Annotated in this window: 22 protein-coding genes; 5 read left to right on the forward strand and 17 right to left on the reverse strand. The window is 60.0% G+C overall.

Features of this window, described 5'->3' with window-relative positions; all coding sequences use genetic code 11:
- Positions 1–37: 37 nt before the first annotated feature.
- The 4 genes from AB6Q56_RS18450 to AB6Q56_RS18465 are packed head-to-tail and all read right to left on the reverse strand — an operon-like array spanning position 38 to position 3880.
- Entirely contained in the window at positions 38–700 is a 663-nt protein-coding gene (locus AB6Q56_RS18450; RefSeq protein WP_434514502.1) for a c-type cytochrome, read from the reverse strand.
- Positions 701–729: 29 nt separating this feature from the next.
- The gene (locus tag AB6Q56_RS18455; protein WP_434514503.1) at positions 730–2142 is read right to left on the reverse strand and encodes a multicopper oxidase family protein; all 1413 of its coding nucleotides are present in this window, start codon (positions 2140–2142) and stop codon (positions 730–732) included.
- 17 nt (positions 2143–2159) lie between these two features.
- Entirely contained in the window at positions 2160–3599 is a 1440-nt protein-coding gene (locus AB6Q56_RS18460; protein ID WP_434514504.1) for a TolC family protein, read from the reverse strand.
- Complete coding sequence (locus tag AB6Q56_RS18465; protein WP_434514505.1) at positions 3596–3880, reverse strand: hypothetical protein; 285 nt, start codon at positions 3878–3880, stop codon at positions 3596–3598. The genes AB6Q56_RS18460 and AB6Q56_RS18465 overlap by 4 nt, the downstream gene beginning before the upstream one ends.
- A gap of 169 nt (positions 3881–4049) precedes the next feature.
- On the opposite strand from AB6Q56_RS18465, the gene AB6Q56_RS18470 reads away from it, so the two are divergent.
- Positions 4050–4727, forward strand: a complete 678-nt coding sequence (locus AB6Q56_RS18470; RefSeq protein ID WP_434514506.1) for a heavy metal response regulator transcription factor — start codon at positions 4050–4052, stop codon at positions 4725–4727.
- Positions 4724–6133, forward strand: coding sequence for a heavy metal sensor histidine kinase (locus AB6Q56_RS18475; RefSeq protein ID WP_434514507.1), 1410 nt, complete (start codon positions 4724–4726; stop codon positions 6131–6133). Before AB6Q56_RS18470 ends, AB6Q56_RS18475 begins: the two co-directional genes overlap by 4 nt.
- A 274-nt stretch (positions 6134–6407) precedes the next feature.
- On the opposite strand, the gene AB6Q56_RS18480 is transcribed toward AB6Q56_RS18475, so the two are convergent.
- The 13 genes from AB6Q56_RS18480 to AB6Q56_RS18540 all read right to left on the reverse strand — a co-directional run bounded on the left by AB6Q56_RS18480 (position 6408) and on the right by AB6Q56_RS18540 (position 20001).
- On the reverse strand, positions 6408–6842 hold the full coding sequence (locus AB6Q56_RS18480) for a DUF411 domain-containing protein (protein WP_370452120.1): 435 nt from the start codon (positions 6840–6842) through the stop codon (positions 6408–6410).
- A gap of 152 nt (positions 6843–6994) precedes the next feature.
- The gene (locus AB6Q56_RS18485; protein WP_434514508.1) at positions 6995–7327 is read right to left on the reverse strand and encodes a P-II family nitrogen regulator; all 333 of its coding nucleotides are present in this window, start codon (positions 7325–7327) and stop codon (positions 6995–6997) included.
- A gap of 44 nt (positions 7328–7371) precedes the next feature.
- Positions 7372–10464, reverse strand: coding sequence for an efflux RND transporter permease subunit (locus AB6Q56_RS18490; RefSeq protein WP_434514509.1), 3093 nt, complete (start codon positions 10462–10464; stop codon positions 7372–7374).
- Between the two features lie 9 nt (positions 10465–10473).
- Positions 10474–11706: an efflux RND transporter periplasmic adaptor subunit gene (locus AB6Q56_RS18495; RefSeq protein WP_434514510.1), complete on the reverse strand. Its 1233-nt coding sequence runs from the start codon at positions 11704–11706 to the stop codon at positions 10474–10476.
- 50 nt (positions 11707–11756) lie between these two features.
- Positions 11757–12854 (reverse strand): TolC family protein, encoded by a 1098-nt coding sequence (locus tag AB6Q56_RS18500; protein ID WP_434517177.1) that lies wholly within the window; start codon positions 12852–12854, stop codon positions 11757–11759.
- Positions 12808–13068 (reverse strand): hypothetical protein, encoded by a 261-nt coding sequence (locus tag AB6Q56_RS18505; protein ID WP_434514511.1) that lies wholly within the window; start codon positions 13066–13068, stop codon positions 12808–12810. The genes AB6Q56_RS18500 and AB6Q56_RS18505 overlap by 47 nt, the downstream gene beginning before the upstream one ends.
- A 479-nt stretch (positions 13069–13547) precedes the next feature.
- Entirely contained in the window at positions 13548–14042 is a 495-nt protein-coding gene (locus AB6Q56_RS18510; RefSeq protein ID WP_150428107.1) for a protein-disulfide reductase DsbD N-terminal domain-containing protein, read from the reverse strand.
- A 20-nt stretch (positions 14043–14062) separates the two neighbouring features.
- Positions 14063–14563, reverse strand: a complete 501-nt coding sequence (lspA, locus tag AB6Q56_RS18515; protein ID WP_434514512.1) for a signal peptidase II — start codon at positions 14561–14563, stop codon at positions 14063–14065.
- Positions 14560–16650, reverse strand: a complete 2091-nt coding sequence (locus AB6Q56_RS18520; protein WP_434514513.1) for a heavy metal translocating P-type ATPase — start codon at positions 16648–16650, stop codon at positions 14560–14562. The genes lspA and AB6Q56_RS18520 overlap by 4 nt, the downstream gene beginning before the upstream one ends.
- A 305-nt stretch (positions 16651–16955) precedes the next feature.
- Positions 16956–17888, reverse strand: a complete 933-nt coding sequence (locus AB6Q56_RS18525; protein WP_434514514.1) for an electron transfer flavoprotein subunit alpha/FixB family protein — start codon at positions 17886–17888, stop codon at positions 16956–16958.
- A 2-nt stretch (positions 17889–17890) separates the two neighbouring features.
- On the reverse strand, positions 17891–18640 hold the full coding sequence (locus AB6Q56_RS18530) for an electron transfer flavoprotein subunit beta/FixA family protein (protein WP_434514515.1): 750 nt from the start codon (positions 18638–18640) through the stop codon (positions 17891–17893).
- A gap of 54 nt (positions 18641–18694) precedes the next feature.
- Positions 18695–19471: a ferredoxin--NADP reductase gene (locus AB6Q56_RS18535; RefSeq protein ID WP_434514516.1), complete on the reverse strand. Its 777-nt coding sequence runs from the start codon at positions 19469–19471 to the stop codon at positions 18695–18697.
- Between the two features lie 158 nt (positions 19472–19629).
- Positions 19630–20001, reverse strand: coding sequence for a hypothetical protein (locus AB6Q56_RS18540; RefSeq protein WP_434514517.1), 372 nt, complete (start codon positions 19999–20001; stop codon positions 19630–19632).
- A gap of 149 nt (positions 20002–20150) precedes the next feature.
- On the opposite strand from AB6Q56_RS18540, the gene AB6Q56_RS18545 reads away from it, so the two are divergent.
- From AB6Q56_RS18545 to cadR, 3 genes are all read left to right on the forward strand, one after another.
- Positions 20151–21271 (forward strand): IS3 family transposase gene (locus AB6Q56_RS18545; protein WP_434514518.1). Its coding sequence is split into 2 segments (ribosomal slippage): positions 20151–20409 and positions 20409–21271, totalling 1122 coding nucleotides; the frame shifts between segments, so codons are not numbered across the junction.
- Positions 21272–21692: 421 nt separating this feature from the next.
- On the forward strand, positions 21693–21821 hold the full coding sequence (locus tag AB6Q56_RS18550) for a hypothetical protein (protein WP_246181636.1): 129 nt from the start codon (positions 21693–21695) through the stop codon (positions 21819–21821).
- Between the two features lie 16 nt (positions 21822–21837).
- Positions 21838–22326, forward strand: coding sequence for a Cd(II)/Pb(II)-responsive transcriptional regulator (gene cadR, locus AB6Q56_RS18555; protein WP_150428102.1), 489 nt, complete (start codon positions 21838–21840; stop codon positions 22324–22326).
- Positions 22327–22621 lie beyond the last annotated feature (295 nt).

The following is a 22621-nucleotide window of genomic DNA, read 5'->3' on the forward strand; positions in this document are numbered from 1 at the left end:
ACCTGCGGATTACATTTATGTAATCTTTGGCACCCGTTTAATGCTTGTGGTTACCATGGTCGTGGCTGCCATGGTCATGATTTTTCTTTGCCTTGGCGGCAGGCGGAGGCTGTACTGGCTCGGCATGGTGATCCTCATGGCCTCCCGCATGATCGTGGTCCGCCAATCCGCCATGGGAATGGCCATCGCTGGCCGCCACCAGTTGCTCGTAATCCGCTTTTGCCATCAGCGGCATTTTTTGCAGGAAGGCCGCCAGATCCCAAATCGCGGCATCCTCCATCCCGCCTGACGACCAGGACGGCATGCCGGAAGCCTTGATGCCGTTCTTGATGATCCAGAAGTCGCGGGCGGCATTGCGGGATGTCTCGGATTTGGCCGACAGATTCGGTGGCTTCGGGTAGAGACCCTTACGGATTTCCGAATCGGTCACTTCCGGCGTCAGGTGGCAATTCACGCACATGGCCGCGTAGTTTCCGGCACCACGCCGTACGCGCTCGGGGTCGGCAAAATCATCAGGAACCTTGATGTCGGATACGCGACTGGCAATCGAACGTTCGCGGGCAAAAGCCAGGGCCTGATAGACGAATGGGCTATGCGGCTCATTTGCTGCCACGTTGACGATGCCCGAGGCGGCGACGATGCCACCGGTTGCAGCACCGACACTCAGGGTAGCCAGGGCACCGATTAAGAATTTATTCATGATTGATCTCCGTGGGTGTGATTGTGGTTTTAGTGCTGTCCATGCCCGCCAGCGGGTTTGCGAACCTGCACTTCCTGCTCGACGACAGGTCCGCGCACGGGCATCGCACCCGATCCAGGGTGATTCGTGCGCGAGATGTCGCCAACCGGTCCTGTCCATTCATAGGCCTGCGTTCCTTTGGGTTGTTTGTACCAGCCCGGATCCTTGTAATCGCCGGGTTTCTGATCGCGACGCACCTTGAGAACGGAGAACATGCCGCCCATCTCGACCGCACCATAAGGCCCCTGGCCGGTCATCATCGGCAGGGTATTGTCGGGTATCGGCATTTCCATTTCCCCCATGTCGGCCATGCCGCGTTCGCCCATCACCATGTAGTCGGGAATCAGATCGGTAATCTGCTTGACGACGCCCCGGTGGTCCACGCCGATCATGGTCGGCACGTCGTGCCCCATGGCGTTCATCGTGTGGTGGCTCTTGTGACAATGAACCGCCCAGTCGCCTTCCTCATCGGCCAGGAACTCGATCTGGCGCATCTGGCCGACTGCGACATCCGTCGTTACCTCGGGCCAGCGCGACCCAACCGGCGTCGGACCGCCATCGGTACCGCTGACGACGAACTCGTGCCCGTGCAAGTGGATCGGGTGGTTGGTCATGGTCAGATTGCCGATGCGCATGCGCACCTTGTCCCCCTTGCGGACGTTGAACGAGTCGATGCCGGGAAAGGCGCGACTGTTCCAGGTCCACAGGTTGAAATCGAGCATGGTATTGACCTTGGGCGTATAGCTGCCCGGATCGATGTCGTAGGCGTTCAGAAGGAAGCAGAAATCCCGGTCGACCGTATCGATCAGTGGATGATTGCTCTTGGGGTGAGTCACCCAGAAGCCCATCATGCCCATGGCCATCTGCGTCATTTCGTCGGCATGCGGGTGGTACATGAAGGTTCCCGGTCGCCGGGCAACGAACTCATAAACGAAGGTTTTACCGACGGGAATCTGCTTCTGATTGAGACCGCCCACACCATCCATGCCATTCGGCAGGCGCTGCCCATGCCAGTGGATGGTCGTGTGTTCCGGCAGGCGGTTGGTGACAAAAATGCGTACCCGGTCGCCCTCGACGACCTCGATGGTCGGCCCCGGACTCTGGCCGTTGTAGCCCCAGAGATGCGCCTTCATGCCCGGTGCAATTTCGCGAACGACCGGCTCGGCAACCAGATGAAACTCCTTGACGCCATTCTTCATGCGCCAGGGCAATGTCCAGCCGTTCAGCGTAACGACCGGGTTGTAGGGACGACCGCCGGGCGGCTGCCACGGTGGTGCGGTATCCGGCTTGTCCATGCTGATCAGTTCGGGCAAGGCAGCCATGGCCACGGAACTCACTGAAGCGGCAGCGACTGCGCCGCCAGCAATACCCAGATTCTTGAAAAAATCGCGACGAGAAGTCATGTTTCTGTCCTTCGGATTCAATGGTCGGCCCGGCCGCTAGCGGCGATGCTGGCGCGGGTGGCGGCATTCAGGGAGGGCTTGCCGATCAGCGACATCTCCAGATCCCCTTGGGCAATCCAGAAATCGCGCAGGGTTTCGATATAGCTGTTCACGCTACCAATCTGCGACCGCGCATCGGCCAGGAGATCGAAGACACCGATCAGCATGCCGTTGTAGCGCAGCATGCTCTCGTCGGAAATGCGCTTGTTGAGCGGAACGATCTCATCGCGGTAATGCCGTGCGATGTCGTAATTGGTACGATAGGCGTGATAGGCCTCACGTACCTCCGAGCGGACGTTGGTGGCGACCTCGGCAGCGCGCTCGATAGCCTGCATGTATACGGATTCGGCCTTGGCCACCTTGGCGCCACCCCAATCGAAGATCGGCAACTCGAAGCTGATCTCGTAGCCTTTCTTATAGCCACTGTTCCGTTCACCTTCGAGAACACGGGCAGGGCCAACTTCCAGGACATTGATCAAACGGGTCGCTTGGGTCAACCCCAGGTTCTTGGCCAGCGCTTCCGTTTCCAAGCGAATCGCCTGCAAATCGAGACGCTGGTCGAGTGCCTGCTGTTCAAGGCCGCCAAGCTCGTTGGGTTCTTTCGGCAAATCGGGGAGCCGGTCAGGCAATTTGATCTGGCTGCGGTCCGCCACGCCGAGTACACGGGCCAGGCGCTCGCGGGCAGCAACGGCCGATTGTTCGGCTCGCGCCAGGTTCAGGGCAGCATCGGCGTAAAAAGCCTGTTCCCGTGCCTGCCGCAATTTGCTGAAGTTGCCGACCTGCGCCATGCGTCGGGCCAGTTCAGCGCCAGCTTCGGCAGCTTGTTTGACCTTCCTCATGTAGCGCACCGACTCGTCGGCGGCAACGGCCGTAAAGTAGGCTTGGCGAGTTTCGGAGGCCAGTCGCGCCACCTCGATCACGACCAAACGCTGCGTCTGCTCAAAATTGCGCTTTTCCACTTCGACCGCCAGCGGCATGGTGATCAGCGCGAAGATATTGAAGGTCAGCGCCTGCTCGATCTTGTATTCCCGTATCCCGTTCTCGGGTTTGCTGGCCCGTAACATGGAAAAATGCGGATTGGGCAGGCGTCCGGCTTGCACCAGTTCCGCCTCGCTGATGCCGAGATCGAAGAAGGCGGCTTGCAGCCCACGGTTGTTGTAGAGCGCCACCTGGATGGCGTCGTCTATGGTCAGTGGCTTGGCCAACAGTTCACCGACACGGACTTGCAATGCGGATTTCTCGGCATCGCTCCGCGCCCACTTCACGTCCTTGTTCAGTCGCTCACGGGTGGCTTGTTCCACGCTAGCGAATCCGCCGTCGTTGGAGAATGTGGCACAACCGGCCAGCGTCGTGACGACCAGGATGGATGCCAGCAGCTTGATAGGTGGTCTCTGGGCAGAAGGCAGATGTTTGCTCATGGTTTTGCCTTCCCTTCCTGAGATGACTGTGCGCCATGATGAACATGCTCGATTCCGCCATCCTGCTGAGTCGGCGTTACTTCCAGATGTCCCATATGACCGCGCAGGCGGCCCATTTCATCGTTGGTTGCCCGCCAGTCCAGAACAGCCTCGTCCTGCATGGGCCGATAATCGGCAAATGCCGATTGGTATGCCTTGGCCGGAGTCGGTTCGGGTGGGGTTGGACTTTCCGCCCATACCGGCCCGGCAGCGATGGCCAGGCTCAGCGCCAGTGTTTTCATGATGCCTCCATTGGGGTATGCGGAGTCTGATGCTCCTATGGTCGACATCTTGCTTTCGCGAAACCAACAATCGGCTGACTCGCGGATTACATTTACGTAATCTTCGAAGTTGAGCGTTAAAACCGATAGAGAATTCACCATCAATAAAAAGCAGTTGATGGAGAGACCGATGAAAATACTGGTTGTCGAAGACGAACTAAAGACCGGAACCTACTTGAAACAAGGCCTTCTTGAGGCAGGGTTCGTGGTCGACTTGGCGGCCAATGGCCTGGACGGTCTCCATCTTGCGTTGACCGAGGCCTACGATCTGGCGGTACTCGACGTGATGCTGCCCGGCATCGACGGGTGGCAGGTTCTGCAGGGAATTCGCCGGGCGGGCAAGGACATGCCGGTACTTTTCCTGACCGCTCGCGATCAGGTCGAGGACCGGGTCAAGGGACTGGAACTTGGCGCCGATGATTACTTGGTGAAACCGTTCGCCTTCTCCGAATTGCTGGCTCGTGTCCGAACCCTGTTGCGACGCGGCGGCAAAGCGAAAGAGTCGGAATTCCTGCGCGCCGCCGACCTTGAACTCGACTTGCTGCGCCGCCGCGTTAACCGCGCCGGCAAACGGATTGATCTGACCGTCAAGGAGTTTTCCTTGCTCGAATTGCTGTTGCGGCGCCAGGGAGAGGTCTTGCCACGCTCGCTGATCGCCTCGCAGGTCTGGGACATGAACTTCGACAGCGATACAAATGTGATCGAGGTGGCAATCAAACGCCTCCGGGTCAAGATCGATGAGGGTTTTGAACCTAAACTGATTCGCACCGTGCGCGGCATGGGCTATGTCTTGGAGATTACCGATTGATATCCACTCGCGCTCCTTCGCTCACACTTAGACTGACCCTGCTGTTCGCACTGGCCTCGGCCTTCGTACTGTTCTTGCTTGGCCTGCTGATTGGCAACGCCGTCGAGCGCCACTTCGAAGAACAAGATTTGGAAGTGCTGAGCGGCAAAATGCAGTTGGTAAAGCATATCCTGGAGCGGTATCCGCCCCCCCCGCCGAAAGAGACGCTAACCCAGCAGTTCGACGATGCACTGACAGGACACCACGGGCTGATCGTGACGGTCTACGGTGCCAATGGCGAAATACTGTATGCCAATGAATCCCTGGTGTTTCCACTGGATTTGCTGAGCAAGAGCATGTTGCCAGGGCAAGCGCGGCCAGTCAAGTGGTCAAGCACCGATGGCCATCCACGGCGGGGAATTTCGTCGGTCGTCAAGTTTGGTGCCGATAGCGGCGGTCGCTATACCGTGGCAATTTCCACCGAGATCGACCATCACGAAAATTTCATGACTTCGTTTCGGCAAACCTTGTGGGGGTTCATGGGCTTGGCGACCCTGGCGATGGGCGTGCTCGGCTGGTTCGCCGTGCGGCGCGGACTCTTACCCTTGCAAGCCATCAAGCATCAGGCCGCAGAGATCACTGCCAATCGTCTGGATACCCGCCTACCAGTCGAGTCGATCCCCGTTGAGTTGGCAGACCTAGCCGACACCTTGAATGGCATGCTCTCGCGCCTGGAAGAATCCTTTCAGCGGCTATCGGACTTTTCGTCGGATCTGGCTCATGAGTTGAGAACACCGGTCAGTAACCTACTCACACAAACCCAGGTCACGCTGTCGAAAGCACGCTCGGCAGACGACTATCGGGACATCCTGGCCTCGAATGCTGAAGAATTCGAACGCCTGTCGCGCACTATTTCCGACATGCTTTTCCTGGCCAAGGCCGACAACAAGCAGATCATGCCTAATCAGGAGCCGATCGATCTTGCCGAGGAAATTGGCGACTTGCTGGAGTATTACGACGTGCTAGCCGAGGAGAAGTCAATTGCCTTGTCGCTCTCCGGTAGTGGCCAAGTAATCGGCGACCGACTGATGCTACGCCGTGCGGTCAGCAATCTGCTTTCCAACGCGTTGCGCCATACGCCAAATGGCGGGGCAGTCACGGTAAAAATCAACGAAACGGATGGTGGCATGACGCATATTGCTGTCGAGAACACTGGAAGCGAGATTCCGGCAGAACATCTGCCACGCCTGTTCGACCGGTTTTATCGGGTTGATAGTTCACGTCTACGAACCACGGAAAGTTCAGGGCTCGGGCTGGCCATAACTCGATCCATTGTTCTTGCGCATGGTGGTGGAGTTGATGTTTGTTCAGGCAATGGATTGACCTGCTTTACGCTGTTGCTTCCCAAGTCGGCAATTACCGCTTAGGGTCGGGAGCACCTGTTCGAAAAATAAAGAAGCTATCGTTCGATGAGATATATGGCTGAATGACCGCTGACGGGCATACTACTGCCCGACATCGTCCACCGGGCCAATGGCCGTTTTGGCCGAGGTGCCGCCGGTTGCCAATGGCATGAGGCAGAAGTTCGGCCATTGCAGCCATTAGTTTACCTCCCAAGCTACGTCAGTAATGTGGCCGGGTGCAGCCTGTGGCAGTACCGCACTACCAAAACGCACCAAACCGCACTTTTGGAAATCAGCCCTACTCGACCGAGTAGATGCGTGACGACTCACCTGCTTTGGGCAAGGTGTACACCTTGAGCGTTCCCTCACGGTGCTGCCCCATTCCTGGCGCGTTCGCCGGCATTCCAGGAATAGTCAGGCCCTGTATCGACGGCTTTTCGGCCAGCATTTTCTTGACGGCGGAGGCCGGCACATGGCCCTCCACGGTATAGCCGCCAACTTTCGCAGTATGGCAACTGGCCAAATGCGGGGGCACCCCAAACCGTTGCCGTTCCACGTCCATGGCTTGGGAATTGACCTGCTTCACCGTGAAGCCCGACGCTTGCATGTGCTTGGCCCACTCGGTGCAGCAACCGCAATTGGGATCCTTATAGACGGTCACTTCGGGCAGTGTTGCCGCCAGCACACTCTGTAGCGCCAAGGCCGCCAGCAGGCCAGTAATCAGTTTTCGCATCAAAATGTTCTCCATTATGTTGTTGCCAGTTTGGCATCATCCGCTGAAACACGCCGTCCTTGTCTCGCTACAGGTGCTTCAGCGCCGCCGCGATGTGAACCGCAATCAGCACGGCAAAGACCAGAGCGGCTACCTACCTGCCACCAGAAGTCTCACCGAATCTCCTCCGCCCGCTGAACTTCGCTCACGACGACCCACCCTGCCTCGGGCTGCCCCGTGTGCGCCGCCTTCGCGATGAGGTCCACCAGGGAGTCGGCCAGATCGTCCGCGCACAGGAGTTCCAGCTTGTATTCGGCCACCACGGGTTCGGCCAAGTCCATCGAATAATGCTGCTGCGTCGGGTCGGCATCCGCGAGCGGACGTTGCACGCGGGATACCGTGAGGCAGCCGGCGCCCGCGCCGGCATGACATAGTCCCGAATCCCGCAACGCTTCGAGCACGTCGGCGATGCGGTGCTGACGGATGAATGCCTTGATTTCTTTCATGTTGGTTCTCCATGCCGCGGCCCCAAGGGGACCGCAGCGTCGGGTTAAGTGGATGTCTTGTTGCGTTCCTGCCGACCTTCCGCCCATTCGTACATGAGCGGCAGCAGGAGCAGGGTCAATGCGGTGGAAGTGAACAGCCCGCCCACCACGACGGTGGCCAGTGGCCGCTGGGTTTCGGCGCCCACCCCTTGCGAGAGCAGCATGGGGATGAGGCCCAGGATGGCCACGGAAGCGGTCATCAGTACCGGCCGCAGGCGCAGGGCAGCGCCCTGGCGTACCGCCTCGCGGATGGACAAGCCTCGTCGTCGCTGGTCGTTGAGGAAGGACACCAGCACGATGCCGTTCAACATCGCCACGCCGAAGACGGCGATGAAGCCGATGGCGGAAGGTACCGACACATACTGGCCGGTTAGCGCCAGCCCGAAGACGCCGCCAATGACGGCGAAGGGCACGTTGGCGATGATCAGCGTGGCGTGGGTGAGCGAGTTGAAAGCGGTGTACAGCAGGATGAAGATGAGCCCGATGGTCAGCGGCACGATCACTGCCAGCCGGGCCATGGCCCGCTGCTGGTTCTCGAAGGCGCCGCCCCACTCGATCCAGTAGCCGGCCGGTAGTTTCACCTGCTGCTGCAGTTTCGCCTCGGCTTCCTGCACGAAGCCGTCCACGTCCCGGCCCTTCACGTCCATCTGGATCACCGCGTAGCGCTGCAGTTGCTCGCGTCGCACGAAGGAGTAGCCTTCGTCCGTCTCCACCGTGGCTACCCGGGACAAGGGCACCAGCGCCCCGGACTGGGTGCGAATGGGGAGGTCGGCGATCGCCTGCTGGCTGTCGCGGAAGGCTGCATCCAGCCGGACCTGAAGATCGAAGCGCTTGACGCCGTCGATGATGGTCGACACCGTCTTGCCGCCGATGCCGGCCTGCACCACCTCCAGTATCTCGTCAGCATTGATGCCGTAGCGGGCCGCCTCGTCGCGATTGACTTTGATCACCATCTGCGGCTTGCCTTTGTTCGCTTCCAGGGACAGATCGGCGGCACCGGGCACTTGGTTGAGCACGGCCTTCATCTGGCCGGCCAGACGGTCCAGGGTAGCGAGATCCTCGCCGTAGATCTTGAGGGCCAGGGTCGCCCGCACGCCGGAGATAAGTTCCTCGACCCGCATCTGGATGGGCTGAGTGGAGGCAAACACCACCGTGGGAATGGCCTTTTCCAGGGACTCCTGCATTTCATGGGCGAGTTGCGGCATGGGCATGCGTTCGGGCCACTCGTCCGCCGGTTTCAGGTCCACCAGCACTTCCATGTAATTCACGTCCGCCGTCTCGCCCTTCTCGGCGCGGCCGATGGTGGCGAGGGTGGACGTCACCTGGGGGAAGTGCTGTTTCAGGGCGGTGTCGATGCGCTTGGCGACGCCGAGGCTCTCTTCCAGCGAAGTGGAGGGAATGCCGGTGACGCGGAAGATGAGCGTGCCTTCCTGCAGGGTGGGCATGAACTCCTTGCCGAGGAAGGGGAAGATGGCGAGCGCCGCTACCAGCAGCGCCAGGGCGCCGCCGATCACCTGCTTCTTCCGGTCGAGAGCCCAGTCCAGCAGCGGCAGGTACAGCCGCTTGGCGTGGCGCAGGATGAAGGTGTCCTTCTCTTCCTTCGGTTTCAGGATCAGCGCCGCCAGCACCGGGACCAAGGTGAGCGTCAGGATGAGCGAGCCGACCATGGCGAAGGCGATGGTGAGCGCCATGGGCTTGAACAGCTTGCCCTCCAGGCCGGTCAGGGAGAAGAGCGGCAGGAACACGACGATGATAATGAGGATGGCGAAGGCAATGGGGTTGATCACCTCCCGCGCCGCTTCAAGCATTACGTGCGTCTTGTTCACCGCTTTGCCGGCCCGGTGGGAGAGCAGGCGGAAGCTGTTTTCCACCATCACCACCGCGCCATCCACCATCATGCCGATGCCGATGGCGAGACCGGCCAGCGACATCAGGTTGGCCGACATCCCGAAGAACTGCATGAGGATGAAGGCGATCAGCATGGCGAGCGGCAGGGTAACGACCACGACGACGGCCGAGCGGATTTCCCCGAGGAAGAGGAAGAGGACCACCGCCACCAGGATCGACCCTTCCAGCAGTGCACTCTCCGCGGTCTTGAGGGCCTTCTCGACCAGTTCCGTGCGGTCGTACTCCGGGGTGATGGTCACGCCCGCCGGCAATGCCTGCTGGGCCACCTTGAGCTTGGTTTTTACCGCATCGACGACGCTCTTGGCATTTTCGTTGATACGGGCCAGTGCCTGTCCCAGCACCACTTCCCGGCCGTCCTTGGTCACCGCGCCAAAACGCAGGCCGGGCGCTTCCTTCACTTCAGCCACGTCGCGCACATAGATCGGCACGCCCTCGTGCTGGGTGATCACGATGTTGCCGATGTCGCGGCTATTGGTGACCAATCCCAGGCCGCGCACCAGGTACTGCTCCTGGCCGAGATTCACGTACTGGCCACCGACCTGGCGATTGTTGGCAGTCAGCGCCTCCATCACCGCCTTGAAGCTGAGGCCGTACTTGATCAGTTTCTGCGGCTGGATGAGCACCTGGAACTGCTTCTCGTCCCCGCCCCAGGAAACCACATCATCGACGCCGGAGGCGGTGCGCAGCATGAGCCGCACGTTCCAGTCCTGGAGGGTGCGCAGGTCCATGGTCGAGAGTTTCTTATCAGCGGATTCGACGGTGTACCAGAACACCTGGCCTAATCCGGAGCTATTCGGCCCCAGAGATGGTTCGCCATAGCCCTCGGGAATCCGCTCTTTCGCTTCCAGGAGTTTTTCGCCGGCCAGGCGGCGGGCGAAATAGATATCCACGTTGTCCTTGAAATAGACGCTCACATAGGAGAGCCCGAACAGAGACACCGAGCGGATTTCCTCGACCCCGGGCAGGCCGGCCATGGCGGTTTCCACCGGGAAAGTGAGGAGTTTCTCGACGTCCTCGGCGGCCAGTCCTGGCGATTCGGTATAGATATTGACCTGTACCGGCGTTACGTCCGGGAAGGCATCCACTGGCACCGTGCGGAATGCCTGAATGCCGAAGACCACGACAAGCAGGAAACCCACCAGGACCAGCACCTTGTAGCGCAGCGAGATATCGACAATGTTATTGAGCATGACGACCCCTTAGTCCGCGTCGCCGATTTGCGACTTGAGGAGGCGGGCCTTGAGCGCATAGGCGCCAGCCACAACCACCGACTCGCCGGCCTTGACGCCGCTCGTGAGGACAATGCGCTTGCCGACCTTGTCGCCCACTTCGACGGCACGGGGTTCGAAGCCACCCGCTTCGCGGACAAAGGCCGTGGGCTGGCCGTTCACCAGCAACACCGCCGCCTGCGGCAGGGTCAGCGCCTCGGTCGTGGCGGCCGTGGCGATGGCCGCTGTCGCAAACATCTCGGGCTTCAGGCGCCGGTCCGGGTTGGGGACCTCGACCCGCGCCTGCACCGCCCGGGTTTCCCTGTCCACGGTGCTGCTGATATAGGTCAGCCGGCCCTGGAACGCTTCACCGGGATAGGCGCTCACCGTCACCGTGGCCGGCGCTCCCACTCGCACCCGGCCAAGGTCTTTCTCGAACAGGTTGGCTTCGATCCACAGGGTCGACAGGTCGGCTACGGTAAAGAGGCTCTTGTCCGGTTGGGCGAGTTCGCCCAATACCGCGCTCTTCTCGATCACCGTGCCGGCAAACGGCGCCTTGACCGGAAACACCGAGACCGGGCCGGCCTCCGACTCGTCGTGCGCGGCATCGAGGAGCCGCAGGCGGTCGTCGGCAGCGCGCAGACTGGCGCGGGCCTTTTCGTATTCGCTGCGGGCGCGCAGGAAATCCTTGTCGGAGATGATTTCCTCGGCCTTGAGCTTCTGGGCCCGCTCGAAATCGGCCTTGGCCAGCGCCAACTGACTTTGCGCCTGCCGGTAGGCGGAGTGGGCCTCGCCCAGCTCCATGCTATCCAGGAGCGCCAGGGGCTGGCCGGCCTTCACGTTGTCGCCGAGCTTGGCCTTGACTTGTGTGATGCGCGCCGACACCCGCGGTGCGACATGGGCGATGCGCTCCTGGTTGGCGCGGATGGTGGCGGTCAGCACCACCTGGTCGGCGACCGATTGCGCCGCCAGCGCTTCGACCTGGATGCCGGCGGTCTCAATTTCCTCGGCGGACAACTTCAATTGTCCTGCTTCAGCAGCTTCGGCCGGCTTGTCGTCGCCCTCCTTGTCCTCCGGGTTCTTGGCAGGGACCGTTTCTTCCTTGGCGACGGGCGCCGGCTTTGCCTCGGCCGGCGCAGGATCAGGCTTGTTGCAGGCGGCCAGGACGAACGCCCCGGCCAGGCAGGCGAGCCAGGCGGCGCGCCGAAGGGAAAATACTGGCATGGATTGCCTTTTGGAAGAATTCTTGCGGTTGGAAATCATCGACTGCGGATTCATCGGGCTTCTCCGGCCCCTGGCCAGCCGGCCGCGGCTTCGAGGGCGATGGTGGCCAGCCGCAGTTCACTGCGGGCATCGACCAGGTCGCGGCGCCCGTCGAGCACCTGCCGATTCACCACGATGAGCTGCAGGAGGCCGATCTCGCCGGCGCGATAGGCGGTGGCCGACAGGCGCTGGTTTTGATCAAGGCTGGCCTGCACCTTCTCCTCCAGGCGCTTCACCCGGGCCCGCAGGCTGTCGACGTTGAGCCACAGGGCGCGTACCTGGGCGGGGATATCGCGGCCGACAACCTGCCGCTCGATCTGCACCTGGGCAAGTTCGCTGCTGGCCCGGCCAATGCCCGCGGCGTTGCGGCGAAAGAGCGGTAGCGGCAACGACAGGCTGAGGCCGACCACCTTTTCCCGGGCGTCATTGGGCCCTTCGCGGCCGGCCGTCAAGCCAAGGGTGATGTCCGGGTAGACCGCGGCCCGCTCCAGGCCAAGGCGGCTGGCCGCCGCCGCTTCCCGTCGTTCCAGGGCCTGCAACTGCGGCCGCGAGCGCGCCGTCGCGAGCAACTGATCGAGGGTGTAGCTCGGGGCCGCGGGTGTCAGCTCGCCGGCGACCTCGGGCAGGCTGTCGGGCGCCTGTTGTAGGGCGCTGGCCAGCTCGGCCCGGGCCTCGGTGAGCCGTTCCCGCAGGGAGGCAAGCTGGTTGCGTCCGCGCTCCGCCTCTACCGCTGCCAGGTTGCCGTCGAGGCGGCTGTCCTCGCCCGCCGCCACCCGCTTCTGCACGGCCGCTGCGGCGTTGTCGACCAACCTGAGCGCTTCTTCCTCGGTGGCAATGCGCAGCTGCAAGGCCAGCACCTGCACAAAGCGCTGTTCGATGTCGACGCGGACTTGGCGACGCGCCTCCCGCAGCGCTGCCTGCAAGGCCTCCAGTTCCTGGCTGGCCGCCTCACGGCGGTAAGCTTGCTGCCCGGCGATTTCGAAGGTCTGCGCAATGCCGGCGTTCCACTCCCGCTGCTTGTCGGCGGCGAGGCCCGGCTGCGGGACTTTTCGCCGTGCCTGCTCAAGGGCGAGCTGAGGATTGTTCCAGAGAAGACTGCGCGCATCGATCGGTGAGTTCGCCCTCGGCTGCCGCCAGCCTGGCCTGCGCTGTGCGCAGGGTCGGGTTGGCGGTTTCGGCCAGGCGCCAGGCTTCGTCGAGGGTCAGGGAAGCGGCCGCTCGGGCCGACGCCAGGGGGAGGGCCAGGGCAAGGCATGCCCCGGCCAGGATACTGACGGCGCGCCGCGACGGGCGCACCGCGGCAAGATAGCCGCAAAATTGCATGGATAATACCTTTCAAGCACTGGCAGGCGCGACGGCGCCCGCCGTGGGTCAAGACAAATGACGGAATTCAGGCTTGAAAGGAGGTTCGCGGGGGACGGAAGGGTCCGTCGCTCGGGCGGCTCGGGACTCGCGCCCGGTCCGGCCCGCTCAGGTGTTGTTGGGCAGTGAAGAGTATCGGGAAGTGTGGTGCATGACCGCACTCCGTCCCGGTCAGATGGGACTGCGCATGGCAACCTTGGTTGCAATGCTGGTCGGCAAAGCCTGAATCAGGTAAATCACCCGGCATGGGGGAAAAGTGGGCGATTTCGTACGACACCGCATCGGCGGTCGCTTCCGCCCCATAGCTCCACAGCGACACACTGACCAGGCAAAAGGCCAGCAATGTCGCGAGGAAGGAGCGGAAGCGGGGATGGCGAAGCATGGATGGGAATTATTCGTATTTTGGCATTAGCCGTCAATTAGACCGGAAGCTCTGCCGGCTACTGGGGGAATTTCATATCAACGGTTTTCTCGATGGGCGGATAACAGACGCCGAGTTTCTCATTGCACCCTTGATAAGACGCATAAAGGGTGATCGTTTTGGCCTTTGGCGCGCGCTCCAGCATGATTTCCGCGACGACGGGCGATTTATAGACTTCGATCAGCCCAAAATAGGGATCGTTCTTCATCTCGCCGGAAGGTAGCTTGACCTCCTTGATGAGGACGCCGCTGGCGTTCTTCAAGGCAAAGCGGACCTTGTTCTTGTAGAGGTAGTGCTTCTTGGCAGGAATGATCTCAGCCACCACCGTATCGCTACCCTTCAGGGACGCATTGAACCGAAAGGCCTGATCGGGAGGCAAGGGTTCCTCGGCGGCCGAAGCGCAATGAACCACGCTCATGAGCATCAAGGCAGACAAGGTGCGACGGTCAAACAGGGAGAAAGATCGTTGAGCCAATTTGTGTTCCTCGTTTCGGTTTGTGGCCAGGGGTTGCATCGAAATTTCCTCCGATCTCGCTAAAGGGTCGCCTTGCGTTGAGCTGAAGACAGCAAGGCCCCCCAAAGAAGAATCACGGCGCTCAGACAAAGCGCCGTATCGGCGAGATTGAAGGCTGGCCAGTGCCAGGCGCCGGCATGGAAGTCCAGATAATCCACGACCGCTCCCTGGAACAGGCGATCTACCAGGTTGCCGACGGCACCGCCGAGGAGCAGGCTATACCCCCAGCCTTCCCAACGGTTCGCCACCCCTTTGAACAACATGACGGTTAAGCCCCCCGAGACGGCCAAGGCGAGAGCAATGAAGGCATAGCGTTGCCAACCGCCGGCATCAGCAAGAAAACTGAAGGCTGCACCGCTATTCAGGATGTGAACGAGGTTGAAAAACGGCAATACTGTTGCGCCTGTGCCCAAAGGGAAGGTCGCCGCGATCCAATGCTTGACCCCTTGGTCCGCCAAGGCCACACCGATGGCCAACCCCAGCCAGCGGTACTGATCCGTCATGGGCTTATCCAGGATCATTTGCGGAGCAGGCGCAGGCCGTTGAAAACTACCAGCAGGCTCGCGCCCATGTCCGCGAACACCGCCATCCACATGGTGGCATTACCCAAAATGGCCAATCCGAGAAAGATCGCCTTGATCCCCAAGGCCATCCCGATGTTTTGCCAGAGCACCGCATGGGTGCTCCGGGACAGGCGAATGGTCTCGGGAATGCGCCGCAGATCGTCGTTCATGATGACCACGTCGGCCGCCTCCATTGCTGTGTCTGTTCCGGCCGCACCCATCGCCACGCCGATGTTGGCACGCGCCAGCGCCGGTGCGTCGTTGATGCCGTCGCCGGTCATCGCGGTCGGGCCATGGCGACGTTGCAAGTCTTCGATAGCCGCCAGTTTGTCCTCAGGGAGCAGATTGCCTCGGGCGTCGTCGATGCCTGCTTCCTTGGCGATGCTGGCGGCCGTCGCTGCATTGTCGCCGGTCAGCATGACTGAGACGACACCGAGACGGTGCAGATCGGCCACTGCCTCCCGCGAGCTTTCCTTGATGGTGTCCGCCACCGCAAAAATTGCCAGCAATTGCTGTGCCGTCGCCAGCATGGTCACCGTCCGGCCTTGCGTCTCGTGCGCCTGAAGGCGAGCCTCGATTTCGGCACTACACAGCCCGCGCTCCTCGATCAGGCGATGATTGCCGAGGATCAGCAGTTGGCCATCTGCCCGCGCTTCCACGCCCCGTCCGGCAAGGGCGACAAAATCGGTCAAACCAGTTTCCGGAAGCTTGAGACCGGTTGCAATCGCCTTGGAAACTGGATGGTCCGAGTGCCCGGCCAGGCTGGCCGCCCAGGCAAGCACCTGGGATTCTGGGACCGTCGAAGGCAGCATTTCAGTGGCGACCAGATGGGGTTTGCCTTCGGTAATGGTGCCGGTCTTGTCGAGGGCAATGACCCGGAGTTTACGGGCCTCCTCAAGATAGACACCGCCCTTGATCAGGATGCCGCGTCGGGCCGCCGCCGCCAGCCCACTCACGACCGTCACCGGCGTGGCGATCACCAGCGCGCAGGGGCAAGCAATAACCAGCAGCACCAGGGCTTTGTAGAGCGCCTGCGTCCAGGTCCAGCCGAGGAGCCAGGGCGTCAGTACAGCCACGGCAACGGCGATGCCGAACACGGTCGGCGTGTAGATTGCGGCAAACCGGTCAACGAAGCGTTGGGTCGGCGCTTGCGTCCCCTGCGCCTGTTCGACCGCGTGGATGATGCGGGCCAGCGTGGTGTTGTCGGCAGCGGCCGTCACACGAAACTCCAGAGTGCCGGTTTCGTTGATCGTGCCAGCAAACACCGGATCGCCTGCCGCCTTGTCAATCGGGATGCTTTCGCCGGTGACCGGCGCCTGATTGACCGCACTGCTTCCGGCCGTCACTTGACCATCGAGCGGTATCCGGGCGCCGGGTTTGACCCGAACGCAGGATTCCAGCTTTACCTCCGCCGCCGGTACTTCCCGCCACGTCCCATCGGCCTGCCGAACTTCCGCCGTCTCCGGCGTCAGGTCGAGCAGGCCCTTGATGGCGTTACGCGCCCGATCCACCGAGCGGGCTTCGATCAGTTCGGCAATGGCATACAAGGCCATGACCATCGCCGCCTCGGGCCATTGTCCAATGAGGAAGGCGCCGGTCACGGCAACGCCCATCAGCGCGTTCATGTTCAATTGCCCGCGCCGTAATGCCGCCACGCCTTTGGTATAGGTAGAAATGCCGGACAGCCAGATGGCGACGATGGCCAATGCCATACCGAAGCCCTTGAAAGGCAATGTATCGGGCGCGAAGAAAGCCAGCGCTTCGGCGCCGACGGCCAGCCCTAGCGCCAGAACACTTCGCCAGAGATCACTGACGCCGACGTTCTTTGTTGCAGCCTGAGCTGCAGACACCGGCTTGGGCGTAAAGCCGGCTTTACGGATGGCAGCCAAGGCTGCATCAAGGGCTTCCGTCGTCGCATCAATCGCAACCGTGCGCGCCGACAGTTGGAAACGCAGGGAACGGACGCCCTCGATACCGGCCACCGCACGACGGATGTCATTCTCCTCGTTCGGGCAGTCCATGGTGGGAATCACGAAGACGGGCACGCCATCGCTTGGAGCAAGATCTGAGGCTGCCGGAATTTCTGCGACTGCGGGCGCTGCCGCTGAACAGCCGCCCGCACATCCGCAATGGGCAGCTTTCTGAAGGGGCTTCGGGTTGGCATCAAGACTCATGGCGTTTCTCCTTGTTTCCCGCATTAGAAACCCTTGAGTGACTACAGAGTCAAGCGATTGCAATAAGGGAAACCGGTTGGAGCGGAAGGGGCACCCGAGTTCTTCAAGTATTGGAATTGCCAGCTTGCCTCAACCTTGGTGCAAATTCCGGCAAATCCAGTACCTGACCAGAAAGGTCATAAAGAGAAGTGAGTAAATGCTGGCACGGTTTCGAAGAGGTCAGCGACCAGCCCGTAATCCGCCACCTGGAAGATCGGCGCATCGGGATCCTTGTTGATAGCGACGATGATCTTCGACTCCTTCATGCCGGCCAGATGCTGGATGGCCCCGGAGATGCCGACCGCAATGTAAAGCTGCGGGGCGACGATCTTGCCGGTCTGTCCAACCTGGTAGTCGTTCGGCACGAAACCGGCATCGACCGCTGCACGCGATGCACCGAGGGCGGCACCGAGCTTGTCGGCGAGCGGTTCGAGCAGCTTGTGGTAGTTCTCGCCGCTGCCCAGGCCACGACCACCGGAGACGATGATCTTGGCGGCGCCGAGTTCGGGACGCTCGGACTTGGTCAGTTCGCGGTTGGTCAGCGTGCTTTGGGCGGTATCGTTGGCTGCGGCGATGGTTTCGATTTTTGCGGCATTTTCCCGGTTGACCGCATCAAAGGCGGTCGTGCGCACGGTGATGACTTTGACCTTGTCGGCGCTCTGCACGGTAGCCAGGGCATTGCCGGCGTAGGTCGGACGGACGAAGGTGTCGGCGGACTCAACGCCGATGATTTCGGAGATCTGGGCGACGTCGAGCAATGCGGCGACGCGCGGCATGAGGTTCTTGCCGAAGGTGCTGGCCGGGGCGAGGATGTGGCTGTAACCCGATGCGTTGGCGATGACTAGTGCGGTCAGATTCTCGGCCGTCTGGCTCTGGTAGTGGGCGGCGTCGGCGACTTTGACGGTGCTCACGCCGCTGAGGGTGGCGGCTTCCTGGGCGGCGCGGGCGCAGTTGCAGCCGGCAACGAGGACATGGATGTCGCCACCGATTTTCGCTGCCGCAGCGACGGTGTTGAGGGTGGCGGCCTTAAGGGACTGGTTGTCGTGTTCGGCAATGACGAGAATGGTCATGATCAGATCACCTTGGCTTCGTTCTTGAGTTTGTTGACGAGTTCGGCGACGTCGGCAACGCGGATGCCGGCACTGCGCTTGGCGGGTTCGGCGACCTTGAGGGTGGTCAGGCGCGGGGTAACGTCGACGCCAAGGTCGGCCGGCTTGACGGTGTCGAGCGGCTTTTTCTTGGCTTTCATGATGTTGGGCAGGGTGGCGTAGCGCGGTTCGTTCAAACGCAAGTCGGTGGAAACGACAGCCGGCAGGGAAAGTTCGAGGGTTTCGAGGCCGCCGTCGATTTCGCGGGTAACGGTCGCTTTGCCGTTGCCAATGACGACCTTGGAGGCGAAGGTGGCTTGTGGCCAGTTCTGCAGGGCGGCGAGCATCTGGCCGGTCTGGTTGGCGTCGTCGTCGATGGCTTGTTTGCCGCAGATGACGAGTTGCGGTTGTTCCTTGTCGCAGAGGGCCTTCAAGAGCTTGGCGACGGCCAGCGGTTGCAGGTCGACATCGGTTTCGACCAGGATGCCGCGGTCGGCACCGATGGCCATGGCGGTGCGCAGGGTTTCCTGGCAGGCGGCGACGCCGCAGGAGACGGCGATGACCTCCGTGGCGATGCCGGCTTCTTTGAGACGGACGGCTTCTTCAACGGCGATTTCGTCAAAGGGGTTCATGCTCATCTTGACGTTGGCCAGATCGACACCGGAACCATCGGCCTTGACGCGGACTTTGACGTTGTAATCAACAACCCGCTTCACGGGAACCAAAATTCTCACAAACACTCTCCAGAGATAGTTATGGGGTTTGACTTTGAGTCGGTCCCCCGTTGCTTACTGCTCGACGAATGCACGCTCAATCACATAATCACCGGCTTCGCCGATATGCTGCGAAATCGTCAAACCGAAGCCATCAAGCATGGCCGAAATTTCCTTGAGCATGGCCGGGCTGCCGCAAATCATGCCGCGGTCGGTAGCTGGGTCGATGGGCGGCTCGCCCAGGTCGGCAAATAACTTACCGGAGAGGATCAGGTCAGTCTGACGCCCCTCGTTGCGAAATGGCTCACGAGTCACCGTCGGGTAATAGACCAACTTTTCACGGATCAGATCGCCGAGGTATTCGTGTTCCTTCAGATCCTCCTCAATGTAGTCGTGGTAAGCCAGCTCGTTAGTCCAGCGAACACCATGGATGAGGATGACCTTCTCGAAACGCTCATAGGTTTCCGGATCGTGAATCAGGCTCATGAACGGGGCCAGGCCGGTTCCGGTGGCAAACATGAATAAGCGACGCCCCGGCTTGAGGTCGCGCAGAACCAAGGTGCCGGTAGGCTTTTTGCTGACCAGGAGAGGATCGCCCGGCTTCAGGTGTTGCAGACGCGAGGTCAGAGGACCATCCTGAACTTTGATGCTGAAGAACTCCAGGTGCTCTTCGTAATTCGCACTGGCAATGCTATAGGCGCGCATCAGCGGGCGGCCATTGACTTCCATGCCGATCATCACGAACTGGCCATTGATGAAGCGCAGGGCAGGATTGCGCGTGGTCCTAAAACTGAACAGGCTGTCATTCCAGTGATGAACGGAGAGAACGGTTTCGGTGATAAAAGAACTCATGATTGCTGTACTTGGAAAAGTGAAGGCGGCATTTTATGCCGCCAGTTAATCGATAAAATGCGATATTCTTGTTATCGCTTATCGACGCAGTGAATATGTAGCCGAAGCATTTCGTGGAAAATCGCAGAAAAGTTGGCTCATGCAGATTGCATTGCTGTTCATTGTGCTGGCGGCATCCACCTGTAATTTTGTTGTTGCATCATCTGATCCATCATTTGCTGTTGCATCCCCATGCAGCTTCCCATCATCTGCTGACGGCGGTTCATGGCTTGCGAAGAGGTGTCTTGTGGATTCCACCATCCCTTCCCATGCATGCCTCCACCCATACCCTGCCGGTGACCGCCGCTACAGCACCCCATGTTGTCGCTCATTGAACCCATCATCATCCCGCAACCGGGCATGCTGTCGGAACCATGCATCATGCGCATGCCGTCTTGCATGGCAGTCCAGTGTTCCTGCATCAGTTTCTGACGCAGGGCAGGATCGTTGGTTTGCCGCATTTTCTGCATCTGATCCTGCATCAGTTTCATGTGCGCCTGCATTTGAACCACATATTCCTGGAAGGCTTTGTCGTCGGGAGCAGGTTTAGGGTCTGCACTGTAAGCAACAGGCGACGTCCCCCCGGAATTGAGTAGCGCCTGACTTTAGAGTCCAATCCACCACGACAAGGAGATTGGACATGAAGAAGCGATTCACTGAAGAACAGATCATTGGCTTCCTGCGGGAAGCTGAATCGGGGATGCCGGTTGCCGAGTTGTGCCGTAAGCACGCTTTCTCGGAAGCCAGCTACTACCTCTGGCGCAGCAAGTTTGGCGGGATGAGCGTCTCGGACGCGAAGCGCCTAAAGGAGCTGGAAGCAGAGAACACCCGGCTGAAGAAACTGTTAGCCGAGTCGCTCTTGGAGAATGAGATCGCGAAAGAGGCCCTGAGAAAAAAGTGGTGAGCGCACCGTCACGGCGTGATCTGGTGCGCTACCTGATCGACAAGGGGCTCAGCGAGCGGAGGTCACTGCGTTTAATCGGCATGAGTCCGAGTTCATTCCGTTACCGGCCGGCGACGGATCGCAATGCTGTCTTGAAAGAGAAGATCATCGGACTCGCTCAACGTCATCGGCGCTACGGGGCCGGGATGATCTACCTAAAGCTGCGGCAGGCCGGCATGGTGGTGAATCACAAGCATGTGGATCGACTCTACGCCGAGGCCGGTCTGCAAGTCAGAAGGCGAAAGCGCAAAAAGATTCCGATGGCTGACCGTCATCCTCTGGAACGCCCGCTGGCCGCCAATCAGGTCTGGTCGATGGATTTCGTGTTCGACCGGACGGCGGAAGGGCGAGTCATCAAGAGCCTGACCATCGTCGATGACGCCACGCATGAAGCGGTAGCAATTGTTCCGGAGCGAGCGATGGGCGGCATGCAACTCACGCGAACCCTCGATCAGTTGGCCAAAATACGCGGGCTGCCCAAGGCGATCAGAACGGATAACGGCAAGGAATTCTGTAGCCGGGCCATGCTGACCTGGGCACATGCCCGCGGGGTTCAACTCTTCCTCATTGAACCCGGCAAGCCCAATCAGAATGCATACATCGAATCATTCAACGGGCGATTCCGGGACGAGTGCCTGAACGAGCATTGGTTCACCAGTCTGCGACACGCACAGGTCGTCATTGAAGCCTGGCGCCGGGAATACAACGAGGAGCGACCAAAGAAATCTCTAGGCGGTTTGACTCCCGCCGCCTATGCCAAATCACTCACCCAGAAATCAGGTAAATTAACTCTGGACTCTAAAGCCCTGTGCTACTGAAAACGGGGGGACGTCGCAGGAAGGCCAAGGACACTCAAGGCAATCAAGCCAACCATCAATCTATTTTTCATGATCACTTACTCCTTAGTGAGGTTCGGGGGTAACCGTCCAACCAGGCAGGACGGCTGGTGGTAAAAACGTATGCTTACACTTCATCAGAATAGACTTTCAACTCAGCAATTTCATGATCGTTTTAGACGGTCAGTTACGTGGAGCGTGCGACTGGCTGCTAGTGATTAGCGTCAGGAATTGCTTCTGGTTCATGACTTTTTCAGCTACCTGTATTAGAAACCCTTGAGTGGCTACAGAGTCAAGGGCTTACAATAAAAGAGAATGGTCGAAGCGAAAGAGATGCTTGAGTTCGTCAAAGCTCAGGGATTGTTCGCCATCACGGTGCAGGACGAGATTCTCGGCTGTCTACGTGGCGATTGCCCTGATCTGGCTATGGCAGATCGATGGCGTTGTCCCAACTCGATGCGATCTTGTCGGCAGTGTGCTCACGCTGGCCGGTATGGCAATCATCATGCTCCAACCGACTCGGTCCGTATAAACATCAGGAGATGAAGATGAAAATCGGCGAACTGTCCCGCCTTACCGGGACGAATGTGGAAACGATCCGCTATTACGAGCGCGATGGGCTGCTGCCAATACCTGCCCGCAGCGAAGGCAACTACCGCATTTATGGAGATGCCCATGTACAGCGACTATCTTTTATTCGGCGCTGTCGCAGTTTGGATATGACGCTGGATGAAATTCGAGTCTTGCAGCACTTCAAGGAATCACCACAGGAGAACTGCGCGGATGTGAATCGACTGCTTGACCGGCACATTGGACATGTTGCTCAACGGATGCAAGAACTCCAGGAACTGGAGAGGCAACTGAAAGGCCTGCGCGAGCGGTGTGGCGAGGCGCGTGATGCTGCCCACTGTGGCATTCTTGACGGGTTGTCTCAAGCGATTGTGCCTAGCGGCAAGACGGCATCCCACGTTCAGGGAGCGCATCGGCATGCTGCAAACCCCAACTCGGCGAAGGGCATTCAAGGCAACCAAGTTTGATGGCATTGGTTAGCTGTACGATTTATCCGTTATCTGTGATTCTCCTTGATGTAATCAAGCATTCCATCAACGACGGCAACCTTGGCAATAACGGCCATTCAATCCAGCCAACGTCACAGGCAGCAATGGCCGAGCAGTGTAAATTTCCCCTTCGGCAGGTTCCGAGGTAGACCGGTCATCGAAATGACGGCTTCGTGGATCGAATGACGGTCAGAAGTTGGCCGGTTGGGTGAGTTCGCCAATGGCGGCTTCAGAGCAATCCAGTCCGCTAAACCTAGTTTTTGATGACGGGCAG

Origin of the sequence: Dechloromonas sp. ARDL1 (assembly GCF_051122455.1) — a bacterium.
Classification (GTDB): Bacteria; Pseudomonadota; Gammaproteobacteria; order Burkholderiales; family Rhodocyclaceae; genus Azonexus.